The organism is Paenibacillus sp. LPE1-1-1.1 (genome assembly GCF_040676435.1).
Classification (GTDB): Bacteria; Bacillota; Bacilli; order Paenibacillales; family Paenibacillaceae; genus Pristimantibacillus.
In genome coordinates, this window is the sequence record NZ_JBEGHY010000002.1 from 1 (window position 1) to 23576 (window position 23576).

Here is a 23576-nt window from a genome sequence, read left to right on the forward strand (position 1 = left end):
AACCTTGTCCCGAAGGACAAGATCCGCTCGACTTGCATGTATTAGGCACGCCGCCAGCGTTCGTCCTGAGCCAGGATCAAACTCTCCAAATTGGTGTTTGAAATGCTCATTACTTTTTATCGCTTTTTTCGCTTATCCCAAAGGATTTGCGAGGCAGTTATTACTCGTTGTTCAGTTTTCAAAGAGCAATCTTTTCTTTCGTGTCGGCCGTGTTTCTCGTTGGCGACTTTTATAATATATCACAGATGCCCAAGTTAATGCAAGTGTTTTTTTTATTTCTTTTTTTGAAGCTCATTCACTCTTCCTTGGCGCGAGATATAATGTAGCATATAAATGATACGCGAGTCAACCTTTTGTTCAATCCTTTTTACAAATCGTTAAACCGCTATCCACTGAACGCCAATAATCAAACCGACTCCAGGTACACCCAAAGCAAGCACCGTGCCAATTGTTAAAGGATTCAGCGGAATATACATGCCGGGTACGAGCCCTGAATAATTCAGTAGGTACAATAACCCCGCAGCCAAAACAAGATGAAGAGCAAAGCTGCGAAGCAAGCCCCATGACAGCTTGCTTCGGAATAGAACGGCAGCCAATAAAACCGAGGAAACAATTAAAACGGTTAACCAAACAACTTTCATAAACTCATCCCTCTCCAAGCCGGCCATTTATCACTCATACGCTTTGCCAATCGAAGCAGCATTTCATATCTCTTCTCCGCCGTAATCAAATAATATATTGCATAATCAATTTGATCTTTTCCGACTGCATAGTCAAAGAAACGAATGGCGTTCTCCCAATCCCGATGCGCTTCCGCTATTTCAAAGCGGATATCTTCCATTTGTTTGGTTTCTTTCTCCATGGTCGCTAGCTGCTTGCTGGTCAAACCTATCCCCTCCCGCATGTCCTCGCTATTCAAAGCTCTTTACTATATCTATAGGCTTGGACATTGAATTAGAACGGGATCTTGATCGGCCGCAGCATCTTATTGAAACAAAAAAAGCAGCAGACCGAGTTTTCACCCGATCTGCTGCTTTGAAATGGCATTTCTTTAATTGATTTCCCTTCGGCCTTCTAATGCTTTCGATAAAGTAACCTCATCCGCATATTCAAGGTCCCCGCCAACCGGAAGCCCATGCGCGATCCGCGTAACACGGATCCCAAACGGCTTTATAAGCCTCGAGAGGTACATGGCCGTCGCTTCGCCCTCAATGTTCGGATTCGTCGCCAATATAAGCTCCTGCACGCGCTCATCACTTAGTCTTCGCAACAGCTCTGCAATTCGAATCTCATCCGGACCGATCCCTTCCATTGGAGAGATGGCACCTTGCAGGACATGATATTGCCCTTGAAAATCCTTCATTCGCTCGATAGCCACTAAATCCTTCGATTCTTGCACGACGCAAATGACGGAATTGTCACGAGACTTATCTTGGCATATTCTGCACGGATCGGTATCGGTGATGTTACAGCAAACCGAGCAATAGAACAAATTGCGCTTAACGCTTACGAGCGCCTTCGCAAAATCAATGACGTCGTCTTCTTTCATTCGAAGCACATGAAACGCCAGTCGGGCGGCCGTTTTGGGCCCAATACCCGGTAATCGCGTAAATGCATCAATTAACTTCGCTATCGGTTCGGGGTAATACAAAACTGGGTACAGCTCCTTTCAAACGGAAGCAAGGCTGCTTTTTAGAACAATCCAGGAATTTTCATTCCGCCTGTAAATTTACCCATATCTTTATTCGCAAGCTCATCTACTTTAGCCAGCGCATCATTGACAGCAGTAAGCACTAGGTCCTGCAGCATTTCAACATCCTCCGGGTCAACCGCTTCAGGCTTAATCGTAATGTTAAGAAGCTTCTTATGGCCGTTGGCAGATACCGTTACCACTCCGCCGCCCGCTGTTCCTTCAACCGTCTTTGTTTCAAGCTCTTCTTGCGCCTTCATCATTTGATCCTGCATCTTCTTAACTTGCTTCATCATTTGGTTCATATTGTTCATTTCCATTCACCTCATCGTTAGTATTTAATCGTTGTCCTTCACAACTACCAGGTCTTCGCCAAAAAGCTTTACGGCTTCTTCCACCCATACGGGCCTGCTTGGCGTTTGTGGCGCGTTAGGGGCGTTTGATGACTCAGGCTCGAGCTGGAGCGTCTCGCTCTTCTGTTCGCTGGCTCCCTGCGCCGCCGCCTGCCAATCCTTCATCATGACCGTTACAATCCTGAATTGACCTCCAAGCACGTCATGCATTACCTTCTCAATAATATCACGATTTGCTGGTTTTTCGGTGGTTTCACGGTGCATTGTGTTCTTAAAAGCTACAAGGATGGCATCATCAGCCGATGCGACAGGCTCGCCGTCCTTCAACCAAGCGTGAACGGTTATTTTGGCATCCTTCACGCCTTGCAGCACATCATTCCATTTCATGCGGACTTGATTGAATTCTGGACTCCCGGCTGTCGCTAAATAAGGATCCAGCTTAACGGCTGATCTTGCAATACCACCTGAGCCTCCGAATGAAGTGCGAACCGCATTGGTGCGGGCAGCTTGTTTGCTAGCCGCATTGTCCGAAGACGTTTGGCCTCCGCCAGCCACTCCATTTTGAATAGCCTGTTCGAGCTTGCGTTCAAGCGCTTCAACCTGTTGCCGCAAACGCCCTACTTCGGCGGATTGCGCACCGCTCGAAGGCGAGGAAGCTGCATTTGCAGATGCCGCTCCATTTGCCGGTTGCTCGTCGCCTAGAGTGCAAAGCTTCATCAGCGCCACCTCAAACAAAGTTTGCGGCTGCGAAGCATGCTTCAGCTCTACTTGATAACGATTAAGCGTATCGATCATCGCAAACAGCCTTGCAGGCGTAAAAGCTTCGGCCATCATTTTGAAGCGCTCCGGATCCACTATACGTTCCGTAACTGCACCGCCCTGCGGCGCAAGCTTCATAACGAGCAAATCACGGAAATAATAAATTAAATTTTCCATACATTTATCCGCGCTTTTGCCGGCTTGCATCAAGCTTTCCACAAGCGGCATGATGGCAGATACATTACGATCCTTGACCGCCTCGGCCAGCTGATAAAAATGATCAGCCGCCATTCCACCGGTTACATCGACCGCCGCTTCGAGCGTGATGCGGTTGCCGGCAAAGGCAGAAACCTGCTCGAGCAAGCTTATAGCATCGCGCATGCCGCCTTCGGATAGTCTTGCGATATAAGCAATTGCATCCTTCTCGGCTTCTATGCCCTCTTCAAGACAAATCTTAAGCAAATGCTCTGTCTGCTCTTCGAGCGATACCTGCCTGAAATCGAAACGCTGGCAGCGGGATATAATCGTCGCCGGCAGCTTATGCGGTTCGGTCGTCGCCAAGATAAAAATCACATGCCCCGGCGGCTCCTCCAATGTTTTTAACAAAGCATTGAATGCCTCGGCCGTAAGCATATGTACTTCATCTATGATATAAACCTTGAACCGCACTTCCGAAGGCGCATAACGCACTTTATCGCGAATATCGCGTATTTCATCAATCCCGCGATTGGATGCGGCATCGATCTCGATTACATCCATAATATGTCCCGCGGTAATCCCTATGCAAGCATCGCATTCATTACAAGGCTCTTCAGCCGGACCGCGTTCGCAGTTAACCGCTTTCGCTAGAATCTTCGCAGCACTTGTCTTTCCCGTTCCCCGGGGTCCGTTAAAAAGATAAGCATGCGAAACGCGTTGTTCGCGAATGGAGTTCTGCAGCGTTTGAATAATATGCTGTTGTCCAACCATGTCCCGAAACGTCTGCGGACGCCAGGCACGGTATAAAGCGATATGTGACACGCAGACCTTTCCTTTCAACTTGCCTTTTCGTTACAATAAATTGCTCTACCCTTATTATACAACAACTATGTAGCAAGCAAAACTTTCTTTTGCCCGCTCAAATCCCATTCTAGTAAAATTAAAAAGCCCAATACACAAAAACACCTGCATCCGCTATTTCCGATAAAAATCGAACAGCGTCAACAGGTGCTACTTTTTGTTATTGTAATTATCTTTGAGTACCGTGCACCTACTCCTGATAAATGCGACCCAGGCGGCATCCTTGCACTACAGCTCGAGTCAGGCACTCCCCCGGCACATGAACTAATTTGCTTATGGCTGCTTCCTTCCGGACCTGACCGGGTTCACAAACGTCCATTGCGGAGGACCCAACTGTCAACACTGCTCGCAAGTGCCAGACCCTACATCAGCATAACCTCAAGTAGGAATTCAACCTCGCTACAGCGGATTGCGAGTTACAGGGCACCGCTACCTCCCCATCTAGCACGGTAAAAACAAGTATAGCTGATTCCGTTACAAAGCGCAACTCGTACTACCGAATTGGAAACCGATTACTGCCGATTACCTTTTCGTTTCCACATGCACCCTGTACCGAGGCATATTATACTGCACAACAGACTGTGCCTTCGCGCGCAGCTGCTCGATTTGACTATCGGACAAAGAAGCATCTACGTCTAAATTCACATGAAGATCTGTTCCGTTAAAATAAATTTGCGTATGCTCAATGCCGGCAATCGGCTCCAGCACTTGTTCAATCATTTTGCCGTCCGCGTTATAGTTAAGGTATTGATGGCGATTCGGCAAGTTTGGGTTACTGTTGGAATACCCCATGTATCCGTCGTGGCCGTAGGTTTTCATATTATCCTGCTCGCCATTCCCACAGGCCGAAAGTGTTACGGCTAACAACAGTACGCAGATCGCCATCATAGAAATTCGACATATAAACAAACGCTTGGAAAATTCGAACCGTTTCTTATGCAATCAAAAAACCTCCCTTCTAACCAATAGGATGGCTGAGGGAGGCTCTTGTATTCTGCCAAATAAAGGCGGAACGATTTGTTGGATTAAATGCCGTATTTCTTCTTGAAACGATCGACGCGACCGCCAGCATCCAGGAACTTTTGCTTACCCGTGTAGAATGGGTGGCATTGGGAACAAACCTCTACGCGAAGGCTCGGTTTAATCGAACCTGTCTCGAAGGAATTTCCACAAGCGCAAGTTGCTGTAATGATGTGGTATGTCGGATGAATAGCTTGTTTCATCTCGTTCACCTCTTTCTGCCCTGAATCGCATGCGGACCCAGAGTTAAATCGCACATCTTGGATTATAGCATGAACTCTTTTGTAGTTGCAATGAATAATCGCTCATATGTCAATATTAGCTCTATTTACCGATATTGGAATTTTTAACGAAGCAATGCGGCTGGCGGAACATGTGTGTAAGAGCCAATCACGACATCCGGAAGCTCCTCGCGGAAAATCTCAAGCATTTGCTTCATTCCATAAATCTCGCCCTGCGCCTTTGGAATAATCGCCAAGTAGCTCTCCGGGTCGATATTCAGATTTCGCATTTGAATAAGTTTCAAGCCCGTACGCTTCACAAATCCGATCATCGCTTCGATTTCTTCCTCGCGATCGGTAACACCTGGGAAAATCAAGTAGTTAATAGAAGTATATACTCCTTTATCAGAGGCATACTTCAGCGACTTCTCGACATTCTTCAGTGTATAGCCCCGCGGCTTATAATAAGCATTATAGTGGTCGTCGAGCGCGCTAATTGTGCTGACACGCATAAGATTAAGGCCCGCATCAACGATGGCGCGCATGTAATCCGTCAAACCTGCGTTGGTGTTAATGTTAATGAAACCAAGCGAGGTTTGGCTGCGCACACGCTGCATCGCCTCGACTATAATTTTGGCCTGCGTGGAAGGTTCGCCTTCACAGCCTTGTCCAAAGCTGATAATCGACTCCGGCTCGCGCAGATGCTCCAGCATAATTTCAACAACCTCATCGACCGTCGGCTTAAAGTTCATCCGTGTTTGAGGAGCGACAAAGCCGCTGTCATCCGGTTGCTCCGATATGCAGCCAAAGCAGCCGGCGTTGCATGAATAGGATACTGGTACAGCTCCTTCCCATCTTCCAAGAAACGTATTGGAGGAGGTCAGGCACTCATAGCCTAAAGCGCAATTGGAAAGATGCTTATAAAGACGATTCTCTGGGTATTTGGCAAGCAAGCGCTCGACTTGAATGGCTAACTCGCCACGGTCGCAATTAAGCGGATCCCATCTCTCCGGATTATCGCTCTGCTCAGCCGTTACGTAGAAGTTCCCATCCTTCCATACGACAGCCGTATAGCCGAAAAGAGGGAGCTTTTCATTCTTGTCTGCTTTTACGTATCCAGGCAAGCATAAACGGGTGAAGCCTTGCGGCAGCAAGGCGCCAACCGCTTGCGCTCCGCCGGGAAGCATTTGCATCTCGCCCGTCTCTGGATTAAGTCCGATTGGCCTAGTGAACGGCAAGCTCACTAAAGTCGCTCCGTTAGGAAGAGGAATCAATTCCTCCTCCATAATTTCCACAATCATATCGCCGCTTCTGCCAAGGGCTATAAAGTCGGGGTGATCAAATACATTTCCTTTTTCATCCGCATATACGAGATTCATGTTGTTCTCCTTCCTGCGGTCTTACGAACCGTGCGTGGTTCTTGGCGCCGGACGCCTGCTGGTCGTTGTCGTACTGCTCTTGATGCCGGACCGCTCCGGCTTCGCTTCTACCGTTGTATCAAGAGACATGAGAAACTGTTCGTTATTCTCACTGTCTTTAAGTTTTTTCAAGAAATTATCGACATAGTCCGGCGTATCCGTCATCCCTCTGCGGATGGCCCAAACCTTTTCAAGCTCTTCCTTCGTAAGCAGCATCTCTTCGCGTCTCGTGCCTGATCTGCGCAAATCGAGAGCCGGGAAAATACGACGTTCGGAGAGTTTGCGGTCGAGATGAAGCTCCATGTTGCCTGTACCTTTAAATTCTTCATAAATGATATCATCCATACGCGAGCCCGTCTCGATTAGCGCTGTCGCGAGAATCGTCAAGCTGCCGCCCTCTTCAACATTCCGGGCCGAACCGAAGAACCGTTTTGGACGATGGAACGCCGCAGGATCGATACCGCCGCTCAGCGTACGTCCAGATGGAGGAATAACCAAGTTATACGCCCTTGCAAGTCGGGTGATACTATCCATCAAGATAACAACATCCTTCTTGTGTTCAACAAGACGAAGCGCTCTTTCTAGTACCAGCTCAGCTACTTTAATATGATTTTCCGGCAGCTCGTCGAATGTGGAGGCAATAACCTCGCCTTTAACAGAGCGCTGCATATCCGTAACTTCCTCGGGACGCTCATCTATGAGCAGGACAAACAATTTGATATCGGGACGGTTTTCTGAAATACTGTGGGCGATTTCTTTGAGCAGCAATGTCTTACCCGTCTTCGGAGGAGCAACGATCAAGCCGCGTTGTCCAAGTCCTACAGGAGCGAGCAAATCCATCATGCGAGTGGAAAGCTTCGACGATGTCGTCTCAAGAACCAGCTTCTTTTCTGGATAAAGAGGAGTAAGCGCAGGAAAATGCAGTCGTTCCGAAGCCGTTTCAGGGTTTTCGCCATTTACGGCGTTGACCTGCAGCAAACCAAAGTAACGCTCATTTTCTTTTGGCGGCCGGCATTTGCCGGATACAAGATCTCCGCTCCTTAAATCGAACCTGCGAATTTGCGATGCCGAAATATAAATATCTTCCTTGCTCGGCAGATAGTTAATAGGCCGTAAAAATCCGAAGCCTTCCGATAAAATATCGAGCACGCCTTCCATAAACATAAGACCGCTCTTCTCGGCCTGTGCACGTAGTATGGCAAAAATTAATTCCTTCTTCTTTAGCGTTCCGTAATAGGGAACTTGAAATTGCTTCGCTAATTTGTATAGATCAGTCAATTTCATCTCTTCTAGATCCGCGATCTGAAGGTCTGTCATATTCTCACCACTTTATTCAATTTTCATTATGATTTTGTATATCTAGTAAAATCATAGGACTGATTAAACAGCATTGCCGAATTAGGCGCCGTCTATTCCACAGCGCCCGCATCGTTCTATTCCTTAGGATGAGGCTTCCGTTTCACGCCACACTTCAGCACCCAACCGGCATAGATTTTCTACTAGATTATCATAACCTCGGTCAATATATTCGACACCTGAAATTTCGGTAACGCCTTCGTCAACCGTCAGAGCGGCAACAACAAGCGCAGCGCCTGCGCGCAAATCGGCAGCTTTTACTTTAGCCGCATTGAGCTTTCCGCCCTCGATAACTGCCGAACGGCCTTCAACGCGAATGTTGGCTCCCATCCGAGAGAGCTCGGGAACATGCTTGAAACGAGTGCCATAAACGTAATCCGTCAGTATACTGACTCCGTTTGCTTGCGTGAGCAAGGTCGTCATTGGGGATTGAAGGTCGGTAGGAAATCCTGGATATACAAGTGCCTTCACATCGATGGATGTATATTCGGGCCGGCCAATAATTCGGATGGATTCATCCATTTCGATGACTTGAACACCCATCTCTTCCAGCTTAGCCGTCATGGCTTCCAAGTGCTTAGGAATAACATTATCAATAAGGACATCACCGCGGGTTGCAGCAGCGGCAATCATGTACGTGCCGGCTTGAATACGATCAGGAATAATGGAATGACGGCAGCCGTGAAGCCGGTCGACTCCTTCAATACGAATCGTCTCGGTTCCAGCACCTTTGATTTTTGCGCCCATGGCATTTAGGAGAGTAGCTACATCTATAATTTCAGGCTCTTTTGCCGCGTTTTCGATAATCGTTAATCCTTTGGCCCGGGAGGCCGCAAGCATAATGTTAATGGTAGCTCCGACACTCGATACATCGAGATAAATTTTCGCTCCGCGCAGCTCCTTGGCGAAAATTCGAATCGAACCGTGATCATTGGTAACCGTAGCGCCCAATGCTTCAAACCCTTTAATATGTTGGTCGATCGGCCTCGGTTCAAAATTGCAGCCGCCAGGCATACCTATCGTTGCTTCTCCAAATCTGCCGAGCATTGCGCCCATTAAATAATATGAGGCACGAAGCAGCTTTACTTTTCCATTCGGCATGGCCTTAGAGACAAGTTCCGAGGGGTCAATGCGCATCATGTCGCCGTCACGCTTGACGACTGCGCCAAGTTCTTGCAAAATTTCGCTGTAAACAGCTACATCGCTTATAATCGGCAAGTTATCCAGCACAACTTCTGATTCTGCCAAAATGGCAGCAGGTACAAGCGCAACCGCGCTGTTCTTCGCCCCGCTGATCTGTACAGTACCGTGAAGCGGCCGTCCGCCGCGTATCATCAATTTCTCCATCTAATTATATTTCCTCCCGTAGATTGGAAGAGAATAAAGGAAGAACCGCCAAAGCAAGCGAGCTTTGTACCCGATTGCCCTTTTAGAGGCGGTTTAGTTCCTTTGCTCCTGTTATTACGCTTGGTTGTTGCTTCCGAACAAACGGATATTTCTTGGACAACAGATAACAGCCTTCATCGCATTGCGAGCAGGCGTCGTGTATTTGCGCGGATCGAATACTTCGCTGTTAAATGAATGGTATTCACGAACAGGTCTCGTATAAGCCGCTTTGATTTCTGTAATTACGTTGGTTTGCCTGCGCCAGCTGTGATGGACTAAGGAATTCTTCAAACGGAACGTTCATGCTTATGCCTGTTCCGACTTGTCATTCTGAGCCATTATAACATATTGGGGCTTGAAATACTAAAGCTTGTTTACCGCTTCCAATAAATGAAAAAAAACGACACCGTCTTCAAGCAAGCGACGATGCCGTTTATTAGCTGAATTTAGGAGCCTATTGCAAAGCGACTTGCGGAGTTTCCGCCGCGCAGCTGCATATTTACCGCAATCCGCATCTCATCGATGTCGAATGGCTTCGTAAAGTGCATTAATGCGCCAAGATCCGTCGCTTCTTTGATCATATCGAGTTCACCGTAAGCCGTCATCATGATGACTTTGATGTTGCGATCGATCGCTTTGACATGCTTCAAAATTTCCAAACCATCCATGCCAGGAATTTTCATATCCAGCAGCACAAGATCGGGAGCCTCGTTTTTCACGATTTCCAAAGCCAGCTTGCCATTAGACGCTTGGAACGTATTATAGCCCTCGCTGCTGAAAACTTCCATTAGCAACACGCGAATACCGTTCTGATCATCAACGATCAATACTTTCTTCTTATCCAACTCCAAATCCCCCCGCGACCGAGTTTACCCTTGAAAATGGCCAACTCTTCCATAATCGTTAATATATTCGCTAAAGTGGGTATATAATCCTTCTCTCGGCGAGAAAAACTTATCAGGTGTTGTTATAGAATATGTCATTGATAGAAATGGCTCAAAAATTACTCCGAATAGTTAAGCGCAGCTTGTACGAATCCGCGGAACAACGGCTGCGGGCGATTCGGTCTTGAAGTGAATTCCGGGTGGAATTGAACAGCCAAGAACCATGGGTGATCAGCCATTTCTACCATTTCCACCAGACGTCCGTCCGGTGAAGTTCCGGAAATCGTCAGACCGGCTGATTCAATCGCTTCGCGGTACTCATTGTTAAATTCATAACGATGACGGTGACGCTCGTAAACAAGCTCATCCCCATACTCGCGCGCAGCAAGGGTTTCGGACTTCAGCTTGCAAGGATATAGACCCAAGCGCATCGTACCGCCCATATCTTCAATGTCCTTCTGATCCGGCAGCAAATCGATAACCGGATACGGCGTGGACGAATTAATTTCCGAGCTATTCGCACCCGCAAGTCCCGCAACGTTACGGGCATATTCAATGACAGCCACCTGCATACCTAAGCAGATACCGAAGAATGGAATTTTTTTCTCGCGCGCATATTTGATTGCCGTAATCTTGCCTTCGATACCGCGATCGCCGAAGCCGCCTGGCACAAGAATGCCGTGAACGCCTTGCAGCTGCTCTTCCACGTTCTCGTCCGTAAGCTCATCGGCATGCAGCCAGCGGATTTTCACTTCCGAATCCGATGCGATACCCGCATGCTCGAGCGATTCCACAATGCTGAGATAAGCATCGTGCAAGGCAACGTATTTACCTACGATAGCGATCTCCGTTTTCTTATGGAGCGATTTAACGCGCTTAACCAGTTCTTCCCATTCGCGCATGTCCGGCTGTTCGGTTTTTAGCTTGAGATGGTTTACGACAATCTCGTCAAGACCTTCTTCGCGAAGCATCAAAGGCACCTCATACAAGGTGGATGCATCGCGGCATTCTACGACTGCATTTGCATCGATATCGCAGAACAAACCGATCTTGCGTTTCAAGTCTTCGGCAAGCGGATGCTCCGTACGGCAGACAATAACGTTCGGCTGAATGCCGATGCTGCGCAATTCCTTAACGCTGTGCTGAGTCGGCTTCGTTTTCACTTCGCCTGCAGCTTTGATATAAGGAATGAGCGTAACATGAATGTACATCACGTTGTCGCGTCCGATATCGCTCTTGATTTGACGGATGGCTTCAAGGAAAGGCAAGCTCTCAATGTCGCCTACGGTACCGCCGATTTCTGTAATGACAACATCCGATCCCGCTTCTTTGCCCGCACGGAATACACGATCCTTGATTTCATTCGTAATATGCGGAATAACCTGAACGGTTCCACCCAAGTAGTCGCCGCGGCGTTCTTTGGTAATCACGTTGGAATAGATTTTGCCGGACGTCACGTTATTGTTCTTCGAAAGGTTAATATCGATGAACCGTTCATAGTGACCTAGATCCAGATCCGTTTCCGCACCGTCATCGGTAACGAATACTTCACCGTGCTGATATGGACTCATCGTTCCCGGGTCCACGTTAATGTAAGGATCAAACTTCTGAATCGTTACTTTGAGGCCCCTGTTCTTCAGCAATCGGCCGAGCGAGGCTGCTGTAATCCCTTTGCCCAAAGACGACACTACGCCGCCGGTTACAAATATATATTTGGTCACTGTGATGATACCCTCCAAGCTCCTATGGTTAATGTTTAGGTTTGCCCATTTACTCGATAAACATGGATGCGGATACACTCCGCCAATCCATCCAGTTTGTGGAAATGCATCCTACAGACCCATCCCTCACAAACAAAAAAAGTGACACCCGTAGCAACGGGGCACTTTTCCTTTTTTGGCATATATAAAAATATAAGCAAGCACAACTATGCCATCATGCTGCGCTTATATCTCAGCGCGCGACGAGTCTCTACCTCGATAAGACGGCAGCAGTCGTACACGCTTGTATGCATTATTTGTTAACCGAATCTTTAGCCCATGAGATAGTTTACTCCGCGCTTATAGCACCTGTCAAGCGAAACTGACAGGATGCTCGGTACACCGCTGCCATTTACTCGGCTGGAGCTCGTACCACCGTGGATGAAAAAGGAAGACAACGTATAAGCTTGTTGATTCGGCCTTAGCCATTCAGCAAACTACTTGCCGTCATTCTCTTCTTCATCCTCAAAATCCTCGTCATCCGAATCATCGTCATCCGCGTCCAATTCGCCGTCGACTTCTTCTTCGTCCAGCTCCTCGTCATCGATGCCGACTTCCTCGTCAACTTCCGCTTCCTCTTCCGCTTCTTCGAAGTCCTCACGGTCCTCATCGAATACGTCATAGTCTTCTTCAGCCTCTGCGTAAGTATCCTCTTCTTCGTCCGCGAACACATCGTCATCCTCAAGATCATCGTCGTCGTTAATGATACGTGTGCGCTTCGCATTGCCAACAGGATCCTCGGAACGTTCAACCGGATACCAGCGCTTCAGTCCCCACATATTGCTGCCGACGCAAGCAAAACGGCCGTCAATGTTGATTTCCGTATATACCTGGGCGATGAACTGGTTGATTCCGTCTGCGGAAAGACCGCGTATTTTAGCGATCTCCATCATAAGATCGCGATAGTAGTAAGGCGTATTAGCCGCTTTCAGCACTTCAAAGGCCAAATCGACCATAGGCATTTCCTTCATACGTTCAGGATCCAGCTTTAACGTAAAATTGCTGCTGCTCATATGGACACATCCTCTCTTGCCAATCAAATTATGTACTCGTTCATTCCTTCAAAATGCAAGGATCGTGTACGTTGTCCTCTTATACACCGCTCACATTTCATTGCGCAGCGAGCGGATCGTGCCAGAGGATGGCATCCGTCGATTACGCTAGTCAAAGTATAGTAAAACCTATTTCCTCCAAAAAAGCAAGCGGCCCCGATTGCTCCGGCACAGCTTGGACTTAAATGCAAAAAGCGAAAGGATAATCCTTCCGCTTTGACTGTATCCATCCGGCCATGACACGAGGTAACGTACCTTGGACGTAAGAGCCCCTGAGAACTCTTTGTTCATCGTATGTACACGGGCGATTTTTGACACCGTTTGCTGCCTATTTCTGCGAAAAAAGGCAAGTGGCTCATGCGATAACGAGCGCTTGGTCATACAATAGTGCAGCATGGTCCGTCGGGAGGGGAAGCCAAGTTTGGACACCGTCGCTTTTATCCGCTTGTTGCAGGATACGATGGCTTGCACGGACAAAACGACTGTAAAACGAATCATTCGTTTTCAGCGTGCGAGCGACTACCGATACTTCCTACAGCAAATGCCTCAGGTCGCTTCGTCGTCGCCACAAAAAAGCATCAGAAAAATGCCCAGCATTCTTGGAATAGCTTGCAGATTGCCGGCCGAGGAAACGTTAGAGCGGTTCTCGGGACGTATATGGATTGAAAAGGACTGCAAAATAAGCGTTCATTCTTCTACGCAAAAATCGATTGTCGTTGATAAAGGCATACCTTGGGGCGTCAATCAAATCAAAGCTCCGCAAGCATGGAGCACCACGACCGGCCATCGGATAAAGGTCGGCGTCATCGATACGGGGGTTGATTTCAGCCATCCCGATCTTCAGCATTCGCTCTCGCGAGGCATCAACTTGCTGAATCGCAGCATGCTCCCGCATGACGATAACGGTCACGGCACGCATATTGCAGGAACCATTGCGGCAGCCAATCAGCTTCAGGGGATGATCGGCGTTGCGCCCCGTGCATTGGTATCGCCCGTTAAAGCCTTCGACCATAATGGGAGCGCCTTCGTTTCCGACATTATTCTCGGTATCGAATGGTGCATTCGCAATCGCATGAATGTAATTAACATGAGCTTCGGCATGAAGACCCGCAGCAAAGCCCTGCTTGGAGCCGTCATAAACGCCCACAACGCCGGGATCATCATCGTCGCTTCCTCCGGCAACGACGGGAAGCGGCGCTCTGTCGATTACCCGGCGCGCTATCCGCAGACGATCGCTGTCGGAGCAACCAACAAGCTCCGCCGCGTTGCCCCGTTCAGCAATCGCGGCGCATATATCGATGTCTATGCGCCGGGCGACAAAATCATTTCGGCTTGGCTCCGCGGCAAATATAACGAAATGAGCGGCACGTCCATGGCTACCTCGCATGTCAGCGGAGCGATTGCGCTGTTGCTCGCGCATAAGCCAGGCTTAACGCCTGCCGAGATCAAGGCCATTATTAAACGCTCCGTACAGTCTCTAAGGGGCAGCAAAGCCCGCCGAACGATCGGCGAGCTTGATGTGATGCGTATGATGCAAGCCGTGGATAAGGCATGATTCCACGGCTTGTTTTTATGGAACGGGAGCTTACATACGCTCGGGAGCGGAAACGCCGACAAGACGAAGCACGTTGGCAATCGAGATACGTACGGCTGCAAGCAAGGCAAGGCGGGCCTGCGATTGCTCGGCATCCTCCGTAATCACCCGCTCCGCTCTGTAATAGCTGTGGAACTGGGACGCCAGCTCATATACATAACGGATAAGGCGATGCGGCGCGTATTGCGCAGCCGCTTCCGAGATTTCCTGCGGCAGCTCGCCGATCTTGCGAAGAAGATCGAACTCGCCTTCCGCAGTCAGCTTGCTGAAGTCGATGCTGTCAGCAGCATTAAGCACTAATCCTTGTTCCTCCGCCTGCCTGAAAATGCTGCAAATCCGCGCATGCGCATATTGCACATAGAATACCGGGTTTTCATTTGACGTAGAAATGGCGAGATCCATATCGAAATCAAGATGCGAATCCATGCTCCGCATAGAGAAGAAGTAACGAATCGCATCGATGCCAACCTCGTCCATCAAATCCTCCATCGTAACGGCTTTACCCGTACGCTTGGACATTTTCATTTTCTCGCCGTTTTGGAACAAGCTGACCATTTGCGCAATGAGCACGGTCAATTTCTTCGGATCGTTGCCGAGCGCCTCCATAGCCGCTTTCACGCGCGGGATATAACCGTGATGATCGGCACCCCAAATGTTGATCATTTGATCGAAGCCGCGGCCGTATTTGTCGCGGTGGTAAGCGATATCCGGCGTCAAATACGTATAAGAGCCGTCATTTTTCACAAGGACGCGGTTTTTGTCATCGCCGAAGGTCATCGTAGACAGCCACGTCGCGCCTTCTTCTTCATAGACATGCCCTGTTGCTTTTAGAGCTTCAAGGCCCTGCTCCACTTGGCCGCTCTCATAAAGCGCAGTCTCGCTGTACCAAACATCGAAGCCTACGCGGAATCTTCCGAGATCGCGTTTGATCTTGTCGAGCTCGCGCTCCAAACCGAACTGGCGGAAAAACGTAAACCGTTCCTTATCGGGGAGCTCCAGCAGCTTATCTCCCTCTTGCTCTACGAGCAGCTGGGCAAAGCCGATAATATCCTCGCCGTAATAACCGTCTTCCGGCATTTCAGCAGCTTGTCCAAGCGCCTGGCGGTAACGGGCCTCAATGGACACAGCCAGATTCTCTACCTGTTTGCCGGCATCATTGATATAGTATTCGCGCGTAACATCGTAACCCGCGTAATCCAGCACGTTACACAGCGCGTCGCCCACGGCCGCGCCGCGCGCATGCCCAAGATGCAGGCTGCCTGTCGGGTTTGCGCTGACGAACTCTACCTGAACGCGCTTGCCGTTGCCGTCTAACGTCCGCCCGTAGTTTTCGCCGGCTTCGATCGCAGCACTTACAACCGGATAAAGGTAGCTGTTGTCCATGCGGAAGTTGATAAAGCCCGGGCCAGCAATCTCCGCGGATTGAATGGACGCTTTTTTTGTATCCAAGTTCGCTATGATCGCTTCCGCAATCTGACGGGGATTCTTCTTCGCAAGCTTAGTCAGCTGCATAGCTGCATTCGTTGCCAAATCCCCATGCGTTTTGTCCTTTGGCACTTCAATGACGAAAGCAGGAAGCTCTTCCCGCGCCGCCAGGCCTGCTGCTACTGCTGCATCCGCGATGGCCGCCTTTACCTGCTCGTACATTTTCTCTAATACGTTTGCACTCATTAATTTATTTCCTCCTGTATATGGAGCCGAATATGGAAACGGCCCGACATTTGATCATCTACGTGCATTTCGTACTCCCACTCCAGCGTAAATGGCAGCTGCTCCGGCAAGGTCCCCGCAGCCGCGTTCCCGCCGTCACCATCCGGGATCAGCAGGGATAGCCGCATCGTATCCGTTTCAAGCGAAAATGACGTCATCGACGAATCGTATCTTCCCGTACGCCTAAGTCCCGGCACAAATAGCTGTTCCGATTCAATGACGCCTCGGCGCATGATGGACAGCTCGCCCTGGCGGTATTTGACAAGCGTACGCACTTCTCCGGACTTTGGATCGCCTTCTATCGCCGGCTCGCTGTAGCGAATATAAATCGACCGTTCCTTGCGGAACCATTCGCCTTTATAAACGTGAATGTGCGAGCTTCCGTCCTGCACGCTCTCCAAAGTAATTCGCACTTTCCTGTTCTCAGCCATCCTCTTGCTCCTGTTATCAGTCTAATCTTATGTAACTACTATATACAGGAAGCCTCTTAATTTCAACGCTAGAGCACGGTTAAGTTGCAGCATACGGCACAATTACCCGCCACGCCTCTACCCGATCCTCCAGTGTTCTCATTTTCGGCGTAGGTATCGGACTCGATGAAGGAAGCTTCAACAGCGTGATATGCTGAAAGCTGTCATGCCCGCGGTAAAACTTATGAAAGGTGTCGTAAGCCTTGGCTCCGTTAAAAGCAAAGCAGCGCAGCCCGGGGTAATCGGCAACAAGCTCCGGCAATTTCTGAGGCACCTCCGCGCGAATATTCATGTCCAAGCTGCCTTCCCGCTCACAGGACTCCATCACATCCCACAGCGCCAGGCGATGCTCCTTCAGAAAAGCAAGGCGGTTTTCATATACGGGATCCATGTCGGAATCGTTAAACAAACGGTAAATAATACGCCACATAAAGTTTTGCGGATGTGCGTAAAATTGCTGGTGCTCCAGTGATTTCACGCTGGGCGCCGTCCCTAAGATCAGCACGCGCGCGCGTTCATCAATAACAGGCGGAAACGAATATATGCGCATAAAACATCCCCCAATATATGAATTCGTTTGATATTTCGACAAAATAGAATTCCATGCCAGCGCGTCCGCTGCATACAGCACATGAAGGCCGCCGGATGCCGGTCTATAGGCTACACCGTAGTTTGCGCATCGGGAACTTACCTTAATCGCCCAAAAGCACCCCCATCTCTTCACTGCAGCCTTTGAGCTGCTGCGAACACCGCGAGGTCCTTATTGTCCATACTAAAGCAAAATCAGCAATTTGAACCGTATAAACCAGCTATTTTGCCCTCATGCAGGCACGGCTGGCCTAGCAAGCGGATGCTGCCGGAAATCAAAGCAGCTGCCACCATCAGGCACTCAGCCTTCTGTGACAGCCGCTTTTCGAACAACGCGTTCTACTGTTTAGCAGGTATTTTAATTTTTTGGCCCGGATAAATCAAACTCGCGTTTTTCAGCTTATTATAGGCGGCCAGCTTCTGCCATGTCGTTCCGTACTTCCTCGCAATGGCAAAGAGCGTATCGCCCGGTTTCACCGTGTATACAGTGTCCTGAGTCACGGAGACAACCGGCTGTTCAGGCTTGGATGGCTCAGCATCAGAATCTGTATCTGGCTTCGCTGGCTTTTCCGGCGGCACAACGGCGGCCTTTTTGCCCAAGTCCAGCTTAAACTCCGCATATCCGTCTTCCGTATCCGCAGTGAAGGCAATCGATTTATTCGTTTCATCCGCGCTTTTTGCTTCCGGAGAGGTCTTAAACGTGACATTCACCGTGTCATTAATCGAAGCGAGCGACCAGTTGCCGTCGGCTGAAGGATTAATCGTCTGGAAGGATCGGATATAATCGATTACAACCTGGCGGTTCTCGTCGGGTGCGGCAAGAATAATGCGTTTACCGTCAGGGTTGGCGAATTTGCTGGAGGATGCGCGGTAGTTGTTGGTAGCTACAACGAATTTTTGATCCGCTTTAATCGGTTTGCCTCCAAACTGCAAATTGACAATCCGTTTCGCCCCCTCGTTCTTGAGAACCCCGTTCGCTTCATACTTCTGCGGCTGCGTGACATCGATTTGATAGGTGACGCCGTCAATGACATCGAAGTTATACGTTGGAAAATCATAATTGATCAACTCTTGCTTCTCCTTGCTCTTCGCGTCGATCTGCTTGAATTGCCCCGCTGACCACTCGAGCCACTCCTTAAGCTCCGCACCCGTGACGAGCACGGCGTTCACCGTATTGGAGTACAAATATAAATCGGCAACGTTCTTTATCGCAATGTCGCCTGCTTTAATATTCGTATAATAATTTGGCCCTTGGCGGCCGCCTGCTTTGAACGGCGCGCCCGCCGACAAGACGGGAAGGCCCTCGTATTCCGTCCCTTGAAGCTGCTTCTCGACATACCATTTCTGCGCATTGGTAACGATTTGTATGGAGGGGTCGTCCTGAATAAGGGCAAACCAGCTATTGATGGATGCCGTTGTTTTACCGACAGGTCCCCGCACATACTCCAGCGTATGCTCATGATCCTCTTTTACGGCATCGATAACGGTTTGGTCAGCCTCAACTAAAGGCATCTTGTTGACCGTATCATAGATGGGTTTCACCTCGGCCTTCGAGTCGGTAACCGTCCATTCCCCTTCCTTTTTCTCCAGCGTAAGATCGATAATGCCGAGGTTATTCCCCCAGAAGCCCGGTTCAACAGACGGAATTCCGTTAATGGTGCCTTTGGCAAGGTCGACCCCCTTCTTGCCTTCAAAGGATTTGTCGGGAAACACTTTATGCGCATGCCCGAACAAAATCGCGTCAATACCCGCTACTTTGCTTAAATACAGCACCGAGTTTTCCATCAGCGGCGTTTGCGGGATATCCTCAAATCCCGAGTGCGGTATCGCGACGATAAGATCCGCACCCTTGGCCTTTATTTCCGGCACGAACTTCTCTGCCGTCTTCACGATATCCTTGACGGTCACCTTTCCTTCCAAATGCGCTTTGTCCCATTGCGTAATTTGCGGCGGCACAAAGCCGATTACCCCCACCTTCAGATTATGCTTTACGCCGGCGCTATCCGTGACTTCCTTGTCGAGAATGAGATACGGCTCGAATAAATTAACGTCATTCGTTTCGTCTTTATCTCCATCGTCCTTATAGATGTTGGCATTGACGTATGGGAAATCTGCACCTGCCAAGGAGGTTTCCAAGAATGAAAGACCGTAATTGAATTCATGATTGCCTAAATTGCCTACGTCATAATCAAGCAAATTCATTGCTTTGTAGACAGGATGAGTTTCGCCCTGCTGCAGCTTGTCGACGGTCGCGACGTAATCGCCAAGCGGATTGCCTTGAATCAGATCGCCATTGTCGAATAATAAGCTGTTCGGGGCTTCCTGCCGGGCTTTCTTAATAAGCGACGCCGTTTTCGCCAGCCCGTATTCATCCGTAGGCTTGTCCGCGAAATAATCGTAGTTCACCATGTTCACATGCAGATCCGACGTTTCCATAATACGAAGCTTCACAGTGCTTCCCGTACCCGTTTCAGCCGTTGCCGTAATCGGCATTGCGACGAGACTGGCAGAAATGACAGCCGCAAAAGTTCCCTTCCACATCGATTTGTACGGTTTCGCCACTCCTAACTCCTCCTTTAATCTCTTTCTGAACGCAGAAGCCCTGATGCTAGGACATAATGATCCAATGTTTTCCTAAATTATCATAATTTAAATATTCAGAATTGTCATTCAACGTTTTTGACGAGGAGGTGCGCATTTTGTCGAACAATCCGCGACAAACGCAAAAAAACCGCACGGCATGCCAGCGGTTTCTTATTGTTATCGTTTCTATGGCGTGAGATACATGGATTGAAGCTTCTCGCGGTCTGCTTGCGTGAACCCCAGCGCCTGCTCCCAGTACTGCTCGAAGCTGCCATAGCGCGCGTCGATCTCATCAAAAGATGCCTGCAAGTAAGCCGGCCTTGCTTCCATAAGCGCTTGAGCCACTGCGGGCGTAAGCTCGCTCATAAACGGCGCGTGTGCTTGGTTTGCGCCATTCCACTGTTCTTTGAAACGGTCGGTGAACAAATTCGTCAGCGCATAATCATGCAGCACGGTGCTGCGCGGCACGCCCATCGCTTGCAGGAGGACAGCAGATACAAAGCCGGTTCTGTCTTTGCCTGCCGCGCAGTGGAATAAGGCCGGAGCGCCGCCGCCCTCAAGCAGCTTTTGCAGGATAGCGGAAGTAAGGGCCGTATTGCCCACCATATGACGGTTCATATCAACCAGCATCGATTCCGTGATGCCGGCTAACGCCGACATCAGATTCGGGTTCGCTGTCGGCATAAAGGACAAATTTTCATTTTGCTCGATTCCGATTTGCGGACTCGGGCTAAGCGCGACCTCTTCGGCCGTGCGCAAATCGCAAATCCATTGAATGCCCAGCTCCTTCAGATATGGCAGGTCGGTTGGCGACAAGCGCGACAAGTCAGCCGACCGGAACAGCGAGCCCCATTTCACTCTTCTGCCGTCCTCCGTTACGTAACCGCCCATATCGCGGAAGTTTAGGGCGCCCTCCAGCGGCAGCACGCGGTCCGTGACCGATATGACCATGCTCTCGCTAAACTTGACATAATAATATCCCCTTGCATTCGGCTGCGGATCCTGGAACGTCCACTGGCTCCCCTGCGTCACAATCGCAATGAGATGCGACTCCGCTTCATTAAATTCGTTAGCCGCGCTTCTATAGATGGCAACCTTCTCCAACTTGACCGGCGGATGCCATGAAATTTGAATTTGATTTTCTCCCATGCGCACCATTTTTAATTCGATAGACTGCGCGATGACTTCCGTTTGCTGAAGATTCATTTTAGCTCTCTCTCCCTATCATGGAACGCTTGCCCGATTTAGGCGCGCATTCTCATTTTTAATTTTAGTCGGTTGGACACGATTTCCACGCTGAATACCATCAGGAAAATAACAAGGCCTACAAATAAAGCTTGGTCAAAATGGTAGCTCCGCATCGCATGCGACAGCTCAAATCCGATACCGCCCGCGCCAACCGCGCCTAATATCGTCGATTCCGCAAGATCCCCCTCGAAACGCATGACGCACCAAGCAAGCAGCGCCGATAAGGCACAGGGCAGCACCCCTTGCAGCACGATTTGCAGCCAGCTTGCCCCTGTCGCACGCATGGCCTCAATCACACCCTCATCTACCTCTTCCAGCGACTGGGCAAACACCTTAATCAGCCCGCCTACCGCATGGACCATGATCGCAAGTACCCCGGGCAGCGGCCCCATGCCGACCGCAACGATAAAGATCAGCGCCCAAATGAGCGTTGGGATAGCCCGCAGCAGTGAAGCAAAGCTGCGGATGAGCCAGCTTACTGTTTTATTGGGCGCAATGTTGTCAGCCGCCAGAAAGGCGAGGAAAAAGGCAATAACAATACCGATAACGGTGCCTAGTATAGCTACCTGAATCGATTCGACCGCCGCCAGCAATACATGCTTCCACTGCGAGGCGTCAGGCGGGAACATGAGGCCCACCGTCTTTGCAAACTTTCCGATGCCCGGGAGCAATCGGCTGTAATCGAGCTCCAACTGGACCAGGCTGAAAACAAAAAACAATGCAGCGAATATACCGTACAGCTTGAGCGTCCGATTCCTCTTGGATCGCATGCTTTGAGCCGGCCTTGCTTCCTGCTTGGACAATTCATCCGACCGTATTACAGTAGCCATTAAATAATCCGCTCCCTAATCCGATTCGTCATAAATTCCGTCACGAGTACAATCGCAAGCACAAGAAGCACGGCCATGCTTACCTCTTTATATTGGAACAACTTAAGTCCGGACTGAATCGTAAAACCTAATCCGCCGCCTCCCACCATGCCGACAATCGTGGACGCCCGAACGTTAATTTCAAGATTATAGAGCGACCAGCCTACAAAGCTTGGCAGAAACTGCGGCAGCACCGCTTGCGTCATCACCTGGGCATAGCCAGCGCCCGTTGCCCGCATCGCCTCTACTTGCCCCATATCGATTTCCTCTAATGACTCTGCAAAGCAGCGCACCAGCATCCCGATTGACACAATAATGAGTGATAGCGTGCCGACCAGCTTGCCGAGACCGAAGGATGCAACGAGCAGAATCGTCCATATGATAACGGGAATGTTGCGAAACAATGCCGAGAACGCCCGGAGCCCAATTTGCAGGACGGGATGCGGCGAAGTTGTCGCTGCGGCGAAAATAGACAGGAAACCCGCTACGACTGCGCCAATCACCATGGCCACGAAGCTCATATAAATCGTATCTAATGCCGGTTCGATCAATCCCGGGAAAGAAGCTACTTCGGGCGGCATTAAGTCGACGAACAAAAACCGCGCGCCATCGCCAAGCCCGCTCCAGAGCGCACCAGGCGTGAAGTCCGTGCCAACCGCAGACCAAACGGTCAGCGCAGCCAAAAACAAGGCCATGATAATGAGTTGATTGCGCTTGCTGCGCTTTACCATCTGAAGCTGCTCTGCTTTCATCCTTATGCCGTCTCCTTCTGCTTCGAATGGATAGAATCTGCGTGCGTGGCGTGAGCTTTTTTGTTCTGGTTGTAAATAAGATCAATCATGTCGTCGGTCAATTGCTCCGGCGTGCCGTCAAACACCTTAGTCCCTTTGTAGATGCCGATAATGCGGGTTGCATACTTCTTGGCAACATCGACTTGATGCAGATTGCACACGCAGGCAATACCGTCTTCCTTGCAAAAGTTATACAAGCTATTCATAACGATATCCGACGACGCAGGATCTAGGCTTGCTATCGGTTCATCGGCCAAAATCAGCTTCGGCTTCTGCGCGAGTGCCCTCGCGATCCCGACTCGCTGCTGCTGTCCGCCGCTAAGCTCGTCAGCCCGCTTATGCACTTGTTCGCCCAGCCCGACCCGTTCCAGCAAACGAGTCGCTTCCCGCACATCCGATTTTGCGTACAGACCGAGCGCGCCGCGCCAGCTGCTCATATAACCGAGCCGGCCGTGGAGGACATTGGTGAGAACGGACACACGCTCAACCAGGTTGAAGCCTTGAAAAATCATGCCCATTTCCCGGCGGATGCGCTGCAGCCTGCGGTTGCCCGCTCCGATTGTTTCTACCCCTTGGAACAGCACCTTGCCCGAGGACGGCTGAACCATCTGGTTCAAACATCTGAGCAGCGTACTCTTTCCCGCTCCGCTCGGTCCGATCACCACGATGAATTCGCCTGCCTCCACTTTCATATCAATACCGTTTAGCGCGGCCGTTCCGTCGGCGTATACCTTCTTCAAGTTCTCTACCTGCAGCAATGCCATT

The 23576-nt window shown here is 49.8% G+C and carries 23 protein-coding genes, 1 rRNA gene and 1 other RNA gene; 1 reads left to right on the forward strand and 24 read right to left on the reverse strand.

Annotation, left to right across the window (positions count from 1 at the left end):
• The 16 genes from MRBLPE1_RS09440 to rpoE all read right to left on the reverse strand — a co-directional run.
• Positions 1 to 92 (reverse strand): 16S ribosomal RNA (locus MRBLPE1_RS09440); the annotation flags it as partial.
• A gap of 285 nt (positions 93 to 377) precedes the next feature.
• The gene (locus MRBLPE1_RS09445; protein ID WP_364144629.1) at positions 378 to 641 is read right to left on the reverse strand and encodes a pro-sigmaK processing inhibitor BofA family protein; all 264 of its coding nucleotides are present in this window, start codon (positions 639 to 641) and stop codon (positions 378 to 380) included.
• Complete coding sequence (locus MRBLPE1_RS09450) at positions 638 to 886, reverse strand: DUF2508 family protein (protein ID WP_364144632.1); 249 nt, start codon at positions 884 to 886, stop codon at positions 638 to 640. Before MRBLPE1_RS09450 ends, MRBLPE1_RS09445 begins: the two co-directional genes overlap by 4 nt.
• 165 nt (positions 887 to 1051) lie before the next feature.
• Entirely contained in the window at positions 1052 to 1651 is a 600-nt protein-coding gene (gene recR / locus MRBLPE1_RS09455; protein WP_053373262.1) for a recombination mediator RecR, read from the reverse strand.
• A gap of 41 nt (positions 1652 to 1692) precedes the next feature.
• Complete coding sequence (locus MRBLPE1_RS09460) at positions 1693 to 2004, reverse strand: YbaB/EbfC family nucleoid-associated protein (RefSeq protein WP_138756088.1); 312 nt, start codon at positions 2002 to 2004, stop codon at positions 1693 to 1695.
• Positions 2005 to 2028: 24 nt separating this feature from the next.
• On the reverse strand, positions 2029 to 3822 hold the full coding sequence (dnaX, locus tag MRBLPE1_RS09465; RefSeq protein WP_364144637.1) for a DNA polymerase III subunit gamma/tau: 1794 nt from the start codon (positions 3820 to 3822) through the stop codon (positions 2029 to 2031).
• 221 nt (positions 3823 to 4043) lie between these two features.
• Positions 4044 to 4311: signal recognition particle sRNA large type (ffs, locus tag MRBLPE1_RS09470), an RNA gene on the reverse strand.
• A gap of 72 nt (positions 4312 to 4383) precedes the next feature.
• Positions 4384 to 4803 carry a hypothetical protein gene (locus MRBLPE1_RS09475; protein ID WP_364144640.1) on the reverse strand — a complete coding sequence of 140 codons (420 nt, stop codon included), beginning with the start codon at positions 4801 to 4803 and terminating at the stop codon, positions 4384 to 4386.
• Positions 4804 to 4886: 83 nt separating this feature from the next.
• A complete protein-coding gene (gene rpmE, locus MRBLPE1_RS09480; RefSeq protein ID WP_053373265.1) occupies positions 4887 to 5084 on the reverse strand; it encodes a 50S ribosomal protein L31 in 198 nt (65 codons plus the stop codon).
• 143 nt (positions 5085 to 5227) lie between these two features.
• The gene (locus MRBLPE1_RS09485; RefSeq protein ID WP_364144643.1) at positions 5228 to 6481 is read right to left on the reverse strand and encodes a radical SAM protein; all 1254 of its coding nucleotides are present in this window, start codon (positions 6479 to 6481) and stop codon (positions 5228 to 5230) included.
• Between the two features lie 21 nt (positions 6482 to 6502).
• Entirely contained in the window at positions 6503 to 7837 is a 1335-nt protein-coding gene (gene rho / locus MRBLPE1_RS09490; RefSeq protein WP_364144646.1) for a transcription termination factor Rho, read from the reverse strand.
• Positions 7838 to 7960: 123 nt separating this feature from the next.
• Positions 7961 to 9223 (reverse strand): UDP-N-acetylglucosamine 1-carboxyvinyltransferase, encoded by a 1263-nt coding sequence (locus tag MRBLPE1_RS09495; RefSeq protein ID WP_364144649.1) that lies wholly within the window; start codon positions 9221 to 9223, stop codon positions 7961 to 7963.
• 114 nt (positions 9224 to 9337) lie between these two features.
• Positions 9338 to 9553, reverse strand: coding sequence for a class II fructose-bisphosphate aldolase (locus tag MRBLPE1_RS09500; RefSeq protein ID WP_364144653.1), 216 nt, complete (start codon positions 9551 to 9553; stop codon positions 9338 to 9340).
• A 155-nt stretch (positions 9554 to 9708) separates the two neighbouring features.
• Entirely contained in the window at positions 9709 to 10107 is a 399-nt protein-coding gene (locus MRBLPE1_RS09505; protein WP_364144656.1) for a response regulator, read from the reverse strand.
• Positions 10108 to 10265: 158 nt separating this feature from the next.
• Positions 10266 to 11867: a CTP synthase gene (locus tag MRBLPE1_RS09510; protein WP_364144659.1), complete on the reverse strand. Its 1602-nt coding sequence runs from the start codon at positions 11865 to 11867 to the stop codon at positions 10266 to 10268.
• A 476-nt stretch (positions 11868 to 12343) separates the two neighbouring features.
• On the reverse strand, positions 12344 to 12919 hold the full coding sequence (gene rpoE, locus MRBLPE1_RS09515) for a DNA-directed RNA polymerase subunit delta (protein ID WP_364144663.1): 576 nt from the start codon (positions 12917 to 12919) through the stop codon (positions 12344 to 12346).
• Between the two features lie 460 nt (positions 12920 to 13379).
• Between rpoE and MRBLPE1_RS09520 the strand changes: the two genes are divergently transcribed.
• Positions 13380 to 14513, forward strand: a complete 1134-nt coding sequence (locus MRBLPE1_RS09520; RefSeq protein ID WP_364144665.1) for a S8 family peptidase — start codon at positions 13380 to 13382, stop codon at positions 14511 to 14513.
• Positions 14514 to 14543: 30 nt separating this feature from the next.
• Here MRBLPE1_RS09520 and argS read toward each other — a convergent pair whose 3' ends face one another.
• The 8 genes from argS to phnC form a co-directional block, all read right to left on the reverse strand.
• Positions 14544 to 16223, reverse strand: coding sequence for an arginine--tRNA ligase (gene argS / locus MRBLPE1_RS09525; protein ID WP_364144668.1), 1680 nt, complete (start codon positions 16221 to 16223; stop codon positions 14544 to 14546).
• Positions 16223 to 16693 carry a DUF1934 domain-containing protein gene (locus tag MRBLPE1_RS09530; protein ID WP_364144671.1) on the reverse strand — a complete coding sequence of 157 codons (471 nt, stop codon included), beginning with the start codon at positions 16691 to 16693 and terminating at the stop codon, positions 16223 to 16225. The genes argS and MRBLPE1_RS09530 overlap by 1 nt, the downstream gene beginning before the upstream one ends.
• A 79-nt stretch (positions 16694 to 16772) precedes the next feature.
• Entirely contained in the window at positions 16773 to 17282 is a 510-nt protein-coding gene (locus MRBLPE1_RS09535) for a DNA-deoxyinosine glycosylase (protein ID WP_364144673.1), read from the reverse strand.
• Positions 17283 to 17659: 377 nt separating this feature from the next.
• Entirely contained in the window at positions 17660 to 19861 is a 2202-nt protein-coding gene (locus MRBLPE1_RS09540; protein ID WP_364144810.1) for a bifunctional 2',3'-cyclic-nucleotide 2'-phosphodiesterase/3'-nucleotidase, read from the reverse strand.
• Between the two features lie 228 nt (positions 19862 to 20089).
• The gene (locus tag MRBLPE1_RS09545) at positions 20090 to 21109 is read right to left on the reverse strand and encodes a tyrosine-protein phosphatase (RefSeq protein ID WP_364144675.1); all 1020 of its coding nucleotides are present in this window, start codon (positions 21107 to 21109) and stop codon (positions 20090 to 20092) included.
• A 38-nt stretch (positions 21110 to 21147) separates the two neighbouring features.
• Positions 21148 to 21981 (reverse strand): phosphonate ABC transporter, permease protein PhnE, encoded by an 834-nt coding sequence (gene phnE, locus MRBLPE1_RS09550; RefSeq protein WP_364144677.1) that lies wholly within the window; start codon positions 21979 to 21981, stop codon positions 21148 to 21150.
• A complete protein-coding gene (gene phnE, locus MRBLPE1_RS09555; protein ID WP_364144679.1) occupies positions 21981 to 22772 on the reverse strand; it encodes a phosphonate ABC transporter, permease protein PhnE in 792 nt (263 codons plus the stop codon). Before phnE (MRBLPE1_RS09555) ends, phnE (MRBLPE1_RS09550) begins: the two co-directional genes overlap by 1 nt.
• A gap of 2 nt (positions 22773 to 22774) precedes the next feature.
• On the reverse strand, positions 22775 to 23575 hold the full coding sequence (gene phnC / locus MRBLPE1_RS09560; protein WP_364144682.1) for a phosphonate ABC transporter ATP-binding protein: 801 nt from the start codon (positions 23573 to 23575) through the stop codon (positions 22775 to 22777).
• Position 23576 lies beyond the last annotated feature (1 nt).